This window comes from Pseudomonas protegens, from assembly GCF_003732485.1.
GTDB classification, from domain to species: domain Bacteria; phylum Pseudomonadota; class Gammaproteobacteria; order Pseudomonadales; family Pseudomonadaceae; genus Aquipseudomonas; species Aquipseudomonas protegens_B.
In genome coordinates, this window is record NZ_MOAK01000086.1 from 284,636 (window position 1) to 299,260 (window position 14,625).

Annotated in this window: 11 protein-coding genes; all 11 read right to left on the bottom strand. The window is 63.5% G+C overall.

Annotated elements, in window-relative coordinates; all coding sequences use genetic code 11:
• Positions 1-330, bottom strand: a 330-nt coding sequence (locus BLX41_RS36505; RefSeq protein WP_259745278.1) for an alginate O-acetyltransferase AlgF, incomplete at its 3' end; no start/stop codon positions are given.
• 16 nt (positions 331-346) lie between these two features.
• Positions 347-1,522, bottom strand: coding sequence for an alginate O-acetyltransferase (locus BLX41_RS28290; protein WP_123727546.1), 1,176 nt, complete (start codon positions 1,520-1,522; stop codon positions 347-349).
• An 11-nt stretch (positions 1,523-1,533) separates the two neighbouring features.
• Positions 1,534-3,099, bottom strand: a complete 1,566-nt coding sequence (locus tag BLX41_RS28295; RefSeq protein ID WP_123727547.1) for an MBOAT family O-acyltransferase — start codon at positions 3,097-3,099, stop codon at positions 1,534-1,536.
• A 176-nt stretch (positions 3,100-3,275) separates the two neighbouring features.
• Positions 3,276-4,391, bottom strand: coding sequence for a mannuronate-specific alginate lyase (locus BLX41_RS28300; protein WP_123727548.1), 1,116 nt, complete (start codon positions 4,389-4,391; stop codon positions 3,276-3,278).
• A gap of 7 nt (positions 4,392-4,398) precedes the next feature.
• Positions 4,399-5,847, bottom strand: a complete 1,449-nt coding sequence (locus BLX41_RS28305; protein WP_123727801.1) for an alginate O-acetyltransferase — start codon at positions 5,845-5,847, stop codon at positions 4,399-4,401.
• Positions 5,848-5,858: 11 nt separating this feature from the next.
• The gene (gene algG, locus BLX41_RS28310; RefSeq protein ID WP_404942810.1) at positions 5,859-7,433 is read right to left on the bottom strand and encodes a mannuronan 5-epimerase AlgG; all 1,575 of its coding nucleotides are present in this window, start codon (positions 7,431-7,433) and stop codon (positions 5,859-5,861) included.
• Between the two features lie 41 nt (positions 7,434-7,474).
• Complete coding sequence (locus tag BLX41_RS28315; RefSeq protein WP_123727550.1) at positions 7,475-8,959, bottom strand: alginate export family protein; 1,485 nt, start codon at positions 8,957-8,959, stop codon at positions 7,475-7,477.
• Positions 8,956-10,461: an alginate biosynthesis TPR repeat lipoprotein AlgK gene (algK, locus tag BLX41_RS28320; RefSeq protein ID WP_123727551.1), complete on the bottom strand. Its 1,506-nt coding sequence runs from the start codon at positions 10,459-10,461 to the stop codon at positions 8,956-8,958. The genes BLX41_RS28315 and algK overlap by 4 nt, the downstream gene beginning before the upstream one ends.
• A 9-nt stretch (positions 10,462-10,470) precedes the next feature.
• Positions 10,471-11,640: an alginate biosynthesis protein Alg44 gene (locus BLX41_RS28325; protein WP_123727552.1), complete on the bottom strand. Its 1,170-nt coding sequence runs from the start codon at positions 11,638-11,640 to the stop codon at positions 10,471-10,473.
• Positions 11,641-11,675: 35 nt separating this feature from the next.
• Positions 11,676-13,157, bottom strand: coding sequence for a mannuronan synthase (gene alg8, locus BLX41_RS28330; protein ID WP_123727553.1), 1,482 nt, complete (start codon positions 13,155-13,157; stop codon positions 11,676-11,678).
• Between the two features lie 142 nt (positions 13,158-13,299).
• The gene (locus BLX41_RS28335) at positions 13,300-14,616 is read right to left on the bottom strand and encodes a nucleotide sugar dehydrogenase (RefSeq protein WP_123727554.1); all 1,317 of its coding nucleotides are present in this window, start codon (positions 14,614-14,616) and stop codon (positions 13,300-13,302) included.
• Positions 14,617-14,625: the final 9 nt, after the last annotated feature.

Sequence of the window (14,625 nt, forward strand, 5' to 3'; positions counted from 1 at the left end):
CAGGGTGTAATAGTGATCGGCGGCCAGTTTCACCGGTACGCTCTGGCTGCCCACCTTGGCGGTGTAGTCGCCGCCGGGCATGAAGCTGAAGTCGCTGCTGGCCAGGGGCGCGACGTCATTGACGTTGGTGCTGCCCACCGTGGCGCTGACTTCGCTGTTGCTGGCGTTGTACAGGCGCACGAAGGTCGAGCCCTTGGGCGCGGTGGGGCCGTACAGGGCGGCATCGCCACCGGCGAATACCGGAGCTGATAGCAGGCCCAGGCCCGCGGCCAATACGGCAGCTTTCAGGGATTTGGCAGCGAGACGACGAGGAGTAGTAGTGAAAGTCATGAGTGTTACCTCTTTTTTAGTTTTGCGCCCGGTCGGGCGTCTCGGATTTGTTGAGTGCAGCTACGTTCTGTTGGCGAGCACCGGCTTGCTTGAGCTCTGCGACCCACTGCGGGTCGGCGTCGCCGATTTCGTTGTTCACAGGCAGATAGCGTTCAGGGAATTCCCAGATCAGCACCTGGGGCGGGTTGTTCTTGAAGTCGTCGCTTTTCAGGTAGCTGAGCATCGGCAGGATCGGGCCGTGGCCGTCTTCGGCGTAGCTCAGCACGTCGCTGTGCAGGGCCTGTTTCAGGGCACCGACGAAGTTCCAGCTGGGGTTGGCGCTGTAGCTGGTGCCCACCAGGGTCACCGGCACTTCGCGGTCGGCGAACAGCGCGTCGTCGGCGGCCGGCTGCTCTTCGCTGGCCCGGGTCACGCGCTTTTGCAGGGGCTCTTCGGCCGGCATCAGGTTTTCGAACAGCGGGTCCAGGGGCAGGAAGCGGCGCAGGTCGCCCTTGTGTTCCACGGTCTCTTGGGTCTCGGTAACGAAGCGTTGTGGCTGACCGCTGAGCGGGGTCTTGGCGGCGATGGTCCGGGCCAGTTGCCGGGCGACGATCTCGGCGCCGGCGGGGGTCCAGTGGGTGTCGGTGCGCAGGAACACTTGCTGGCCCTGTTGCTTGGCCTGTTGCAGGGGGCCAAGCAGGTCGGGGGCAAGGATCTTGTCGGCGGCGACTCGGGTGTGGAAGTCCTGGTAGAGGTTGGCGTGGATGCGCGCCGGGCGCACTTCGTCCATGTGTTCCGGGTACAGGCGCACCTTGGCCGGAACGATCGCCATCACCAGCTTCACCCCGTGCTCCTTGAGGGTCTGGCGCACGCCTTCCACCAGGGCGTAGTTGCCCTGTAGGTTGAGCTCCTCGTTGACCACGGGGTTGAACTCTTCATCGCTGTACAGCCACTGGTCACGGCCCAGCACCACCCCCGGGCGCCCTTCGTTGAACAGCTTGAAGTCCAGGGCGGCCCAGAGGTTGGTGCCCAGGCGCTTGATCGGGAACTGGTCGTCGTAGTGGGTTTCCACCGCCTTGGCCCAGCGCCCGTTGAGCACGGTGGCGTCGTTGTTGGTACTGAAACCGAAGAAGCTGCGCGCCGACCACACCCCCAGCACCAGCAGGGTCAGCAGGAACAGGGCGATGTAGAACACACGTAATGAGCGGGTCATGGGCAGATCCCTCAGAACTGGAAGTAAAGGAACGGCGAGAAGCTTTGCGCCGAAAGTTTGAGAATCGAGGCAATGAACAGCAGCAGCACCAGGGCGCGCATGGCGTAGCGCGACCAGTCGGCAGTCCAGTAGGCCGGCTGCACCTGGGCCTCGGTGCCGACGATGTAGCCCGGCTGGTGAATGCTGCCGGGGTTGTCCCCGGGCACCGCCTTGATCAGGCCGGGCTGGGCGCTGGCCGGGCCGTCGGCGGCGGTAGTGACCTCGGGCTTGGCCTTGACCGGCGCCGGGTTGCGGTACAGGTCACGCAGGCCGAAGAACGCCAGGGTGGCGTAGGCCAGGATCAGGGTCGCCACTTGCAGACCGGTGAGGCTGGCGCGGTTGAGTTCCGACAGCGACCAGTCGCCGAAGCTGAACATGGCGCCGTACATACGCCCGGCCACGTGCAGGTTTTCGGCACGGAAGATCACCCAGCCCATCACCACCAGGAGGAAGGTCAGTGCCCAGCGGATCGGGTTCAGGCTGCGCGGCGAAGTGTTGAGGCCCAGGGCTTTTTCGATCGCCAGCCACATGCCGTGCCAGGCGCCCCAGACGATGTAGGTGATGTTCGCACCGTGCCACAGGCCACCGAGCAGCATGGTCAGGAACAGGTTGCGGTAAGTCATCAGCGTGCCTTTGCGGTTGCCGCCCAGGGTGATGTACAGGTAGTCGCGCAGCCAGGTGGACAGGCTGATGTGCCAGCGCCGCCAGAACTCGGTGATCGACTGGCTGATGTAGGGCTGCTTGAAGTTTTCCATGAAGCGGAAACCCATCATGAGGCCCAAGCCGATGGCCATGTCGCTGTAGCCGGAGAAGTCGAAGTACAGCTGCGCGGTGTAGGCCAGGGCGCCCAGCCAGGCATCGCCCGTGGTGGGGTTGTGCAGGGCGAAGCAATGGTCGGCGACCACCGCCAGGGTGTCGGCGATAAACACCTTCTTGATGAAACCCTGCATGAAGCGGGTGCAGCCTTCGGAGAACTTGTCCAGGGTGTGGGTTCGGTTGTTGAACTGGTCCGCCAGGTCGCGAAAGCGCAGGACCGGGCCGGCGATCAGGTGCGGGAAGATCGCCACGAACGCCGCGAAGTCGATGAGGTTGCGGGTGGCCGGGGTGTCGCCGCGGTAGACGTCGATGATGTAGCTGATGGACTCGAAGATGTAGAACGAGATGCCGATCGGCAACAGGATGTGGGTCAGGATGAACGGTTCCAGACCGTAGGAGGTCATGATCGCGTTGATGCTGTCCACGCCGAAGTTGGCGTACTTGAAGTAGCCGAGGATGCACAGGTCGACGCCGACGCCGAGCAGCAGCCAGCGTTGGGCGGGTTTGCTCCGGACCCCGGCCGCACCGACTTTCAGGCCGATCCAGTAGTTCCACAGGGTGACGCCGGCGAACAGCGCCAGGAAGTCCACCCGCCACCAGGCATAGAACACATAACTGGCGATCAGTAGCAGCAAGTTGCGATAGCGTTGCCCGCTCAAGTAGTACAAGCCGAGAAAGATCGGCAAGAACAGAAACAGGAACACATTGGATGAAAAAACCATCCCGATCTCTCCGTGTTTAACCAATAGTCAGAGGCCGGAGCCCCCCCAAACCCCCCCGCGAAAAAAGCGGGAAAGCGGTACTGCGTTCTGTAGGAGCCGGCGTGCCGGCGATGGCGGTCTTGAGGGCCTCTTCGCTGGCAAGCCAGCTCCTACAGGAAGTTGTTCCAACGATTCGATCAGGAGCCTTTTTCGTGGGAAGGGTCGTAGACCTTGGTCAGGTCGCCACCCAGGCGGAAGGTCTTGAACGGCTGCATCTTGTGCTTGCGCGCAAGTACATCCGGGGCGCAGGTGTAGAGGCTGCAGTAGGGTTCCAGCCAGGCGAATTTCGAGTCGACCTTGAGGTCGCTCATGTCCTGCTGCTTGCCGTTCTTCTTCTCGAAGTCGTCCGGGTCTTTCACCCCAGCCAGCACTCGGTCACCCAAGCGCTTGAGGGCGCCGTTGTTTTCCTGGCGCAGGTCCACGCCATTGACCTGGGCGAAGCTGGCGATCATTGCCAGCGGCGGCAGGGCGTAGTTGTGGTAGGCCAGGGCGCGCTGCTGACGCTTGAGTTCGTTGGGCAGGAAACCTTCGGCATCGACCTGGTTGACCCCGACCTTGTATTCCTTGACCGCCCAGTCGAACAGGTCGCGGCGGTTGGTGGCCACGGCGGTGGCCATCACCGACCAGGCGGCCCAGTAGGAGTGGTTGTTGGTCTTGTCCAGGGGCAGGTTGTCCCAGTCGCTGACCACCTGGTCGGCCATCTTGCTGAACCAGGCCTCGATCTGCTGCGCTTCCTTTTCGTGAGTCGCCAGCGGGTGCGAGTCGGAGAACTTCAAGCGCAGGTAGGCCGAGGCCATGCTGCCCAGGGCCCATTTGCGCATGGACTTGCCGGTGTGGTTGAAGTCCTTGGACATCAGCGCGTCGGCCTGGGCCCAGGCGGTGAGCCAGCTCAGGGTGCATTCCAACTGTTGCGGACGGCCGTCACGCATGAACTGCATGACCCGTTTGCTGGTGCCGCGCTCGATCTTGGTGATGTCGGCGGTGCTGTCGCGGAAGGCTTTTTCCGACTGGGTGTTCAAGGTCGCGCGGGCCTTGTCCGAGCCTTCGTACTTGCTGCGAAATTGCAGCGAGCCGGTGTAGGGCGCGGGCATGGCGTCGCAGCCTTCGCTGTGGTCGCCGGCCTTGAACTTATCCACAGGCGCGAAGTAACCCTGGGGCGGCCGCAGGGGGGCCGCGGCCTGGGTCGCACCGGCGAACATCGCCAGGCTGAGCAGGGTCGGGGTCAAAAGTCGTTTGATCGTTGTGCTTTGCATAGGAACCTCATTGCCCGATTTGCGCGGTGCGTTGCTCGGCGCTCGGGAATACGTTGCGTTTGCAAATTTTCGCTTCGACCTTCTGCCCCGCAGTGCCCGCTTCCGGGCCCTGGATCTCGACCGCCAGCAGGTTCTGCGAGGCCCAGTCTTCGTCGGTGCGCAGTTCGAAGGCGAAGCGCCCGTCGGTGTCGGACGTTTCCGGTTTGTCGATCTTGATGTCCTCGTGGCGCCCGTTCATGTACCAGAGGGTGGCTTGCAGGGTTTTCACCGAAGGGTCGGCGAAGCGGATGTCGACCTGGTGGTTGCTGTTGCGCAGGTCCAGGTTCTTGCTGTTGACCAGCAGTTCGTTCTTGCCCGGCTTGAGGGTGGTGCTGCCGGTCATCTGCGCATCCTTGCCCTCGCAGCCGTTGTCCAGCAGGGCCATCATCTGCCGGTAGATGGTTTCCTGGTCCAGGCGGTACAGCGGCGAGAACTCCCAGATGAGGATCTTCGGCGGGCTCTTCTGGAATTCCTCGCTGCCCAGGTACTGCAGCATCGAGCCTTCCAGGCCACCGCCGGGGAAGGCCACATTGAGGATGTCGGCGCCGATGGACTCTTCCAGAAAGCCGGCGAAGTTGTAGTTCTTGCCGCTGTGGCTGGTGCCCACCAGGGTGATCTGCGGGTTGCCGGAATCGCCGAACAGGTCGCCGTCGCCAGCCTCGCCCTTGGGCTCGGTGGTGAACTGGTCCATGTACTGGATGGCGTAGCTGGTGCCGCACAATTGCCCGGCCATGTTGTGCAGGGTGCCGGTCTTGCCCATGCGCCCGGATTTGTGGGTCTCGAATTCACGCCGTGGAATGTCGGCAAAGGCCGGCAACTGCTTGACCTTGTCGGCGACGATCTTCGCCGTGCGCTGGGCGCCATAGGGGGTCCAGTGCTGGTCGCCGCGGAAGTAGAAGTCGTGGGCCGGCAGGGTGTCCGGCAGTTGTTCGTTGGTCAGCGGCGACAGGTCCGGCACCACGTAGCCCATCTGGGCGAAGCGCCCGAGCATGGCCTTGTAGTTGCTCAACGCCTTGTCATAGTCGAAACGGGCTTTCTCCGCCGGGTTGAGCTTGTTGCGGTTCACCAGGCCACGGGTCGGCTGATAGACCACCACCAGCTCCACGCCCTTGCTCTTGAAGGCTTCGTGCAACTGCTTGAGGCGGCGGTAGCCTTCCGGGGTGGTGTTGAATTCGGTGCGCAGGTCTTCCTGGGTGCGGAACAGCCAGTCGCCCTGGGCTTGCACCAGGGTGGTGAAGTTCTGCTGGTAGCGGGTGGTGTAGTTCTTCGCATCATGGGCGGCCGGGCACAGGTTGCAGCACGGCTCGGCGGTGAAGTTCGGCGCCTGGGGCTCATCGGCGCGGGCGCCGGCGCTGGCGGCGAGAATGCCGGCGGTCAGCGCCGACAGGCTCAACAGTTTGATCAGGTGTGGGGGCATGACAGTCATCCTCAATCGCGCATTTCGGTCTGGCGTTCGACGGGGTCGATCAGCACGGCTTTTTGCTGGCGAACCATCAGGTCGAGGATTTCATCCTGGCGTTCGCCAAGGATCCCCGAAAAGCTGATGCCGCTGCTTTTGGTGGGCGCGAGCATGGACACGCGATACAGCTCCACGCTCAACGGCGAGTCGATGGACATGGGGCCGCTGCCATTGGCCGCCAGCTCGCCGCCGACCACGATCAGCGAAACCTGAGCGTCGAACGGGTCGAGCTTGATGTCGCGGTCGGTGTCGGAAAGGTCCTTGATATGGCCGTAGACCCCGGTCAGGCCGTTGGCCATGGCGACGTTTTCGTAGAGGCGGATGTTCACGCTGTTGCGAATGCGGATGCCGTGGCGTTTGTTGCTGATCACCTTGTTGCCCCACAGCAGGTTGTCGGCACTCTCGTAGAGGGTGATGCCGTCGGTGTGGTTGCGGTAGATCTCGTTGTAGGCAATCAGGTTGTTGACGCTGTTACGGTCGATCACCAGGCCCGAGAGTTTGTTGTCGTAGCTACGGTTGTTGAAGATGAAGCTGTCGTTCACTTCCCGGGAAATGATGATGCCGTGCTTCTTCTTGGTCCCGTGGACGGTGTTGTCGGCGATGATCAGGCCGTGGGAACGGTCGTGGGGGTCGATGCCGTAGACGATGTTGTCCTTGTAGGTGTTGCCCTTGACCACGAAGTCGCGGGTTTCGTAGCAGTAGAAGCCGTACCACATGTCCGAGAAATCCGAGCCGATGATCCAGCCGGTGGGTTCATCGCGCTTGAGCACCTTGGCCATGTTCGGCGTGTACTGGGAAATACTCACGCCGTAGGACTTGGAGTTGGCGTAGCCGAAGCTGGCCATCTGGCTGTTGACGATGTAAGTCTCGGTGCCGCCCCAGGCCAGCAGGAACGGGCGGAATTCCTTGGGCGAGCGGAAGGTCGCCGGGCCGTTGTCTTTCTCGCGCCAGCCCGTGACCTTGGTGTCGCGCACAAACAGCTGGCCATCGTTGACCAGGAACGAACCGCCTTCCTGAGACAGGCGCAGCTCCTGGGTCTGTTTGTCGATTTCCAGGATGCCCTTGCGTCCGACCACGATCGGCAGGCGTGCGAGGAATACACCCGGCGCGGTTTCGCTGATGTACTGCTTGGGCAGTTTCTTGGCCAGGTCCTTGAGGTTGACGTAACCGTCATCGATAAAGATCGCCTGGGGAATGCCGTGTTGGCGCACCACCCATTCGGCCATCTTGTTGTCACCGCCGATAAAGTCCTTCAGGGCGTCTTCCTGCATCATCCGGCGCACGCTGATCTTGCCCGGCTGGCTGCGCACGATCTTCGCCGCAGCGGCCTCGGCGGTGTAGCCGGAGAGGTTGGGCAGGGTCGGCGTGGCCAGGTTCAACGGCTCGGTGGGCGCGCTGCTGACGGTGTAGGTCTTGGCCTGTTGCAGCTCCTTGGCGACGATCGGCGCCTTGGCCGGCTCGACAGTGGCGAACGCCGAGCTGCTGGCCAGCAACAGGGCGCCGGCCAACAGGCTGATGGCGCCTTTCGCAGCGGGGCTGTTCATGGGGTAGCAGTTCATTTCGGGGACTCCCTTCGCGGCTCGCATCAGAAGCGCCAGATCACGTCGATAAAGGCGCGGTGCATGTACGAGTCGACGTCTTTGCCATAGGCATCGCCGGGCTTGAACACACCGCCACGAAAACGCACCAGGGCCGACGGCTCATCGATGGACTGGCTCAGGGCCGCCGGCAACAGGCCCTGCTTGAAGTACTTGGTGACCACCAGGTCCATTTCCTGCCCCAAGTCTTTCCTGCCGTCCTGCAGGGGCAGCGCGGTGCTGGAGAGCAGGTTGCCGTTGCCGTCATAGTCGTTGTCCACGGCGTTGATACCGTTGCTGCCGACTGCCTTGTTGCCGTCCACGCGCCAGAACTTGTGGTAGATCAGGCTGGCGTCGTATTCGTCGTTGAGCATCCAGGAGCCGAACAGGGTGGCGGTCTGCATGTTGTTCATTTCGCCGCGATAGGCTTCGCCGAAACGGTGCACGCGGGAGCGGGTGCCGGTGTAGTTGGAGCGGTTGCTTTCCAGGCCGTTCTGCTCGTAGTCGCCGCTGGCGCGGGCATAGGCGGCGCCGACTTGCCAGTTCGGGTCCAGGCGCAGGCGCACGCCCAGGTCCGTGGCCCAGCCGTCGAGGTTCTCGCCGCGCTTGGCCTGGGCCGGGCGGTTGCCATTGGCGTCCAGTGCGTTGACCGTGTCGCGGTCGCCGCGCATGCCGGTCAGGCTGGCCCAGTAGTTGACGGTGTTGGTGTTGCGCCAGTTATAGGCGTCGCTGTCGGCGGTGAGGCCGAGCCAAGTGAGGTCGCCGTTCTCTTTCTTGTCCAGGGAATCGGCCGCTTCGCCGGGCACCGGATAGTCGAGCTTGCCGTCATCGTGGGTGTGATGACCGCGAATCCCCACCCAGTTGCCTGGGGTCCACTGGTAGGCCGCGTCGCCGTAGACGTGCAGGCGGTCCTTGTCCTTGGGCGCCAGTTCCTTGAGGTCGGTGCGGTACTCGCTGAAGCGCTCGGCGGCGCCAACGTTGGCCCGCAGCAAGGTGGTGTCGAAGGTCCAGTTCAGGGCCTCGATGTTGGTGTCGCGCCACTGGCCGTCGTCGTTGCGCAGGCGTTGGCGGCCCAGTTTCAACTGCTCGCCGGGGTAGGGCGTGAAGCCGCTGTAGCCGATCCAGAACTCGCGCAGGGCCAGGTAGTTTTTCTTGGTCTTGCGGTCGTCGTTGCTCGACTGCTGGGTACCGTCGGCGTCCGACTGCTGCAGGGTATCGGTTTCGATGATGTCGGTGGAGGTCACCGCCTGGCCCATGGCGTAGGCGCTCCAGGCACCGCGTTCACCGTAGACCCACGGCCGCAGGTCCAGGCCCAGGCCGTTGACGTCGCCGCCGCTGAGGGTGCCCAGGTCGCGGTCGTCTTCGGACTGGCCGGTGATTTTCACTTCCAGGCCGAAGTTCTGGGTATCGGTCATCGCTGCCAGGGTCGGGCAGGACCAGATCAGGGCGAAGCTCAGGCCGATGCCGGCCTTCACGAATGGATTCAACTTCATAGGGTTTCCTCGCCGTCTTCTTCTTGCAGGGCGTGCAGTTGCAGCGTGTTCTGGCTCAAGGCCCCACGCACGGCCTGCTCTTGTTGCAGCAGGCGTTGGGCTTCGGCGCGCTGTGCAGGCGGCAATTGGCTTTCCAGCTGTTGCGCCAGCTCGTTGGCTTGCGGCGTGTCCTGGACCTTCGCCAGTTGGCTGAAGACGTAGGCGTTGACTGGGTTGGGCTTGGTGCCCTTGCCCTGGGAGAACAACTGGGCAATGGCGAAGTCGGCGCTGTTCTGGCCGTTGCGCGCAGCGGTCAGCAGGTGGTCCAGGGCTTTTTGCGGGTACACCTGGCCCAGGTAGCCACGGCGGTAGATCTGCCCCAGGTAGTAGTCGGCGGCGACTTCGCGGCCCACGGCTTTCTGGAAATGCGCCTCGGCCACCTTGGCGTCCGCGGGCACCCATTTGCCTTCGTAGTAGAGCTTGCCCAGCAGCAGTTCGGCCCGGGGCTGGTCGGCGGCGCGGCCGTTGTCCAGGTACTGCATCATCTTGTCGACGTCACCCAGTTCGGGGAAGTCGTAGAGCAGCTGGGCCAGGCTGACCCAGGACGCGGGGTAACCCGGAGCGACCTGCTCCAGCAGGGCCTGGGCGGTTTTTTCATCCGGCTTGCCCAGGCTTGCATCGCCCAGCACGCGGGCCACGCTGTCGACTCGCTGGGCGCTGACCGTGCCACGGCTGTAGCCGGCCTGCAGCTGCTTGAGCAGCTCGGCCTGTTGCTCCGGCTGGCCGCGTTTTTGATAAACGGTGGCCAGTTCCACGTAGCAGATGTCGGTGCTGTTGAGTGCGGCCTTGCAGATGGTTTCCACCTCGGCCAGGTGCTGGTCGTAGCTGCCTTGGGTGCGGTACAGCAGCACCTGGGCCAGGCCGGCCTCCGGGTAACCGGCGCTGCGCCATTGGCTGATCTGCTGCTGGGCGTTGATGTTGGGGAAGCTGTGGGGGTATTGCAGGTACAGCATCGCCAGGGGAATCAGGGTGTTGCCTTCACCGTTGGCAAAGGCTTTTTTCAACAGGCCTTCGGCTTCGTGCTGCTCGGCCTCGGTGGAACCGGGCTTGGCCACCAACAGGCGGCCAAGGCGCGCCTGGGCCCGGGGCGACACATCGGCTGCGGCGCGATAGGTGGCCTCGGCCTGCTTGATCTGCGCCGGGTCGCGGCTGTCCACCTGGATGTCGGCCAGGCCTACCTGGGCTTCGCTGTAGCCCAGGTCTGCCAGCTGGCGGTAGTTCTGTTCGGCCAGGGCGGTGTCGCCGCGCTTCAAGGCTTCGTTGGCCAGGCGCTGGTCGGGCAGGCCGGCGCAACCGGCCAGGCTCACGGCCAGCGCCAGGCAGCACAGGGCCAGATGGCGGCGGCCTTGAGCGCTTTCGCGAGCAAGCTCGCTCCTACGGGAGGCGGCGGTGTTCTGGTAGGAGCGAGCTTGCTCGCGATCGAGCGCGCAGCACTCGTCAATGAAAGGGCTAGTCACAGGCATGTCCTCCGCTCAGAGACCGGCGGCCATGGCTTTGTCGATCAGCCAGTTCATCGAGGGACCGCGGTCGCTGCTGACTTCCACCGGGCGACCGGCGAAGGCGCTGCTCAGGGGCGCGTCGGGCTTGATCTGCACGCGGATGTCGGAGGACAGGTCGTTGCTGTTCAGGCTGGTGCTGCTGACGATGGTGCCGCGGCGCACGGTGTCTTCATCGGCAATCTGGAAGTTGACCTTGGTGCCCGGGCGTACATCAGCGAATTGACGGTAAGAGAAGCGCGCCTCGACGTTGGCCTGGCTGCCCCGCGGGACCAGTTGGAAGATCACGTCGCCTTTGCTGGCGTACTGACCGTCGGCGACCATTTGCTGGGCCACGGTGCAGTCGCAGGGGGAGGTCAGGGTGCCGGTCATTTGCTTGCCGAACAGCTCCTCGACCTTGGCCGGTTGCAGTTGGCCTTCATCCAGGTGGCCTTTGAGCACGTCGAGCATGCTGGTGCTGAAGGTGGCCAGTGGCGCGCCCTTGGCGGCGATACCGTCGCTCTGCACCAGGCTTTGTACGGTGCCGTCGCGCGGCATGGTGACGTTCATCCCCGGGACGCTGACCAGGCCGGCCTGGGCGTGGCTGACGAAGTACATGCCGTACACCGACTTGAGGATGAAACCGAACGCCGCCAGACCCACCACGAAGATCCCGGCGCTGAAGGTCACGGCCCGCAAGCGGCCCATGGCGGTCATGCCGCTGCCGCTGTCCTTGGTCTTGCGCGCCTTGGTGAAGTTGTCGCGCTGCAGGGTGGCGAGCACGTCGCCCATGCTGACGATATCGCCGGCCAGGTGCGAGGTGATCAGGTGGCGCAGGGTGGAGATGTCCTGGGGCTCGAGGTTCTGGAACTGGCAACCGACGCGGCCGCTCTGGCGATCGAAGGAGCGGATCTGCAGCTCCACATCCATGGCCAGGCCGAGGTTGTCGATGACAAACTGCAGGCGGCCCTTGTGCACGGCACCCACGGTCAGCATCTGCTGCCCGGCGTTGAAGCTCAGGCCACCGGCAGAGAGGTCGTGGACCCGCACTTCAAGGGGCTTGGCCTCGGTCCCGAAGAAGCGCAGCTTGGCCGGGATCTTGACTCGGGCGTGCTGGCGTTGGGCTTCAGATTCATGCACTACATTGACGTTCACAGCGGTGTTCATAGGGTCGATTTCCTAGTTAATTCAGGCAAGGCGGTTCAGACCATCAGCAGCAGGACAGCGACGAATACGCTGCCGGCCGAGAAGGTCATGGTCCGAGACGACCAGGTGTTGAACCAACGTTGAAAACTGGCCAGGTCGCGGGTCAGCTTGGTGTCCTGGCGGGTCCAGGATTGCTGGTCGAGGCGGAAGAACACGTAGATCTTCACCAGGGCGCCGACGATCTGGTTGTAATAGAGGATCAAGGGGTAGGCCGGGCCGATCCGGTGCCCCGAGCAGGACAGCAGCAGAGTCAGGATCAAGCGGGTGATACCGATCCACAGCAGGTACGCGAGGATGAAGGCGGTGCCGTACTTGAAGCTGGCGATGATGGCCACGGTCAGGCCCAGCAGCGAGGTCCACATCGACACGCGCTGGTCGAACAGCACCACGCTGGTGAACAGCCCCAGGCGTTTCATGCCCAGGCCCAGGGCCCGGGCGTTCTGCCGCAGGTTGTTGCCGTACCAGCGGAACATCAGCTTGCGGCTGGCCTTGATGAAGCTCTTTTCCGGCGGGTGTTCCACGGTGTTGATCGCCGCGTCAGGCACGTAGAAGGTGTCGTAGCCCAGGCGCATCAGGCTGAACCAGCTGGACTTGTCGTCGCCGGTGAGGAACTTGAAACGGCCCAGGCGCCAGTGTTGCAGGGAGTCGCTTTCCACGTCGGCGATGAAGTCCGGGTCGGTGACCACGGTGGCGCGAAACACCGACATGCGCCCGGTCATGGTCAGCACGCGCTTGGACAGGGCCATGGAGCACATGTTGATGTGGCGCTGGGCGAAGCGCAGCTTGTGCCATTCGCTCATGATGTAGCCGCCGCGCACTTCGCAGAATTCGTTGGTGGTCAGGCCACCGACGTTGCCGAACAACTGGAACCAGGGCACGGTCTTGCGCACCACGCCTTCGCCGAGCACGGTGTCGCCGTCGATCACCGCCACCACGGCGCGGTTGTCCGGCAGGTGGCGGGAGATGGCGCGGAAACCGAAGGCCAGGCCATCGCGCTTGCCGGTGCCGGGGATGCGCACGAAGTCCAGCTTGACCCGCTCCGGCGGGTTCATCCGCGCCCACAGGCTTTTCACCAGCAGCTCGTCGGACATCTCCACGATCGAGCAGACCACGGTGGTGGGGAAGCCGCAGTCGATGGCTTCGCGGATCACCGAGCCGTAGACCTGGGCGGTGGTCAGCGCATCGATGCGAAAGCTGGTGACCATCAGGAACACGTGGGACGGGTCCGCCGCGCTGCCGAGCTTGCGCACCTTGCGCCGCAGGTGCGGGTAGACCACGTAGAGAAACAGCATGCCGCGGACAAAGTGCGTGGCACCCATGGAGTAGCGCCAGATGCCCACGGCGCCAATCAGGAAAATGAAGTCCTTGGACTCGGAGTCGAAGGTCGAGGTGGGCAGCAACAAGGCCATGCCCATCAGCAAACTCAAGTAGAACAGCCAACCGGCGGCCTGAAGCAGGCCGTGCTTTAGCCTGTGCATAATCTGCGTCCATCAAGGTCTCGGGCGAGCCTGTGGGGTGGCCCGAGGGGGGTTAAGGCAGGCATGGAGATTTGGCAGGGCCAGATCGCTGGCCAGCCAGTTCCTACGGGGATGGGGTAGGAGCCGGCTGGCCGGCGAAGCCTTACCAGCAGATCCCTTCGGTACGGCCTTTGCTGCAGGTGGCCTTGGACATGAAGCCCACCAGGTCGATGACCTGCTTGCCGTGGGGCACGTCTTCGGCCAGGGCGCGGAACTTCTCGTCGCGGTTGCCGAGGATGATCACGTCGGAGTTGCCGATCACTGCGTCGAAGTCCGAGTTGAGCAGGGACGAGACGTGGGGGATCTTCGACTCGATGTAGTCCTTGTTGGCGCCGTGAACCCGGGCGTACTCGACGTTGCTGTCGTAGATGCTCAGGTCGAAGCCCTTGCCGATGAGCATTTCCGCCAGTTCCACCAGCGGGCTCTCGCGCAGGTCGTCGGTGCCGGCCTTGAAGCTCAGGCCCAGCAGGGCGACCTTGCGCTTGTCGTGGCTGGACACGATGTCGAAGGCGTTCTGCACCTGGGATTCGTTGCTGCGCATCAGCGAGTTGAGCAGCGGCGCCTCGATGTCCAGGGAGCCGGCGCGGTAGGTCAGGGCACGCACGTCCTTGGGCAGGCACGAGCCGCCGAAGGCGAAGCCGGGGCGCATGTAGTACTGGGACAGGTTGAGGGTCTTGTCCTGGCAGACCACGTCCATCACTTCACGGCCGTCGACACCCACCGCCTTGGCGATGTTGCCGATCTCGTTGGCGAAGGTGACCTTGGTGGCGTGCCAGACGTTGCAGGTGTACTTGATCATTTCGGCGACTTCGATGCCCTTGCGGATGATCGGCGCGTCGAGCTCTTCGTACAGCGCTTGCAGCACGTCACCGGAGGCTTGGTCGAACTGGCCGATCACGGTCATGGGCGGGAAGTCGTAGTCCTTGATCGCGGTGCTTTCGCGCAGGAACTCGGGGTTCACCGCCACGCCGAAATCCACCCCGGCCTTCTTGCCCGAGCAGTCTTCGAGAATCGGGATCACCACGTTCTTCACCGTGCCCGGCAGCACCGTGCTGCGTACCACGATGGTGTGGCGGGTGGCCTTGTCGCGCAGGACGAAACCGATCTCGCGGCACACCGATTCGATGTAGTCCAGCTCCAGGTCGCCGTTCTTCTTGCTCGGGGTGCCGACGCAGATCATCGACAGGTCGGTATCGCGAATGGCTTCGGCGAAGTTGGTGGTACCGCGCAGACGAGCGGTCTGAATCCCTTGAGTCAGAAGTTCACCCAGACCCGGTTCGACGATGGGCGATTTGCCGGCGTTGATCAGGTCGATCTTGTCTTTGGAGATATCTACGCCAACCACTTCATGGCCCCGTGCAGACAGGCAACCGGCACAGACTGCACCGACGTAACCCAAACCAAATATGCTGATGCGCATCGCATTTAC

Coding starts and splice junctions, on each gene's coding strand:
- alg8 (WP_123727553.1), bottom strand. CDS start 13,157: ATGCACAGGCTAAAGCACGGCCTGCTTCAGGCCGCCGGTTGGCTGTTC.
- algG (WP_404942810.1), bottom strand. CDS start 7,433: ATGAACAGCCCCGCTGCGAAAGGCGCCATCAGCCTGTTGGCCGGCGCC.
- BLX41_RS28290 (WP_123727546.1), bottom strand. CDS start 1,522: ATGACCCGCTCATTACGTGTGTTCTACATCGCCCTGTTCCTGCTGACC.
- BLX41_RS28325 (WP_123727552.1), bottom strand. CDS start 11,640: ATGAACACCGCTGTGAACGTCAATGTAGTGCATGAATCTGAAGCCCAA.
- BLX41_RS28315 (WP_123727550.1), bottom strand. CDS start 8,959: ATGAAGTTGAATCCATTCGTGAAGGCCGGCATCGGCCTGAGCTTCGCC.
- BLX41_RS28305 (WP_123727801.1), bottom strand. CDS start 5,847: ATGCCCCCACACCTGATCAAACTGTTGAGCCTGTCGGCGCTGACCGCC.
- BLX41_RS28300 (WP_123727548.1), bottom strand. CDS start 4,391: ATGCAAAGCACAACGATCAAACGACTTTTGACCCCGACCCTGCTCAGC.
- algK (WP_123727551.1), bottom strand. CDS start 10,461: ATGCCTGTGACTAGCCCTTTCATTGACGAGTGCTGCGCGCTCGATCGC.
- BLX41_RS28335 (WP_123727554.1), bottom strand. CDS start 14,616: ATGCGCATCAGCATATTTGGTTTGGGTTACGTCGGTGCAGTCTGTGCC.
- BLX41_RS28295 (WP_123727547.1), bottom strand. CDS start 3,099: ATGGTTTTTTCATCCAATGTGTTCCTGTTTCTGTTCTTGCCGATCTTT.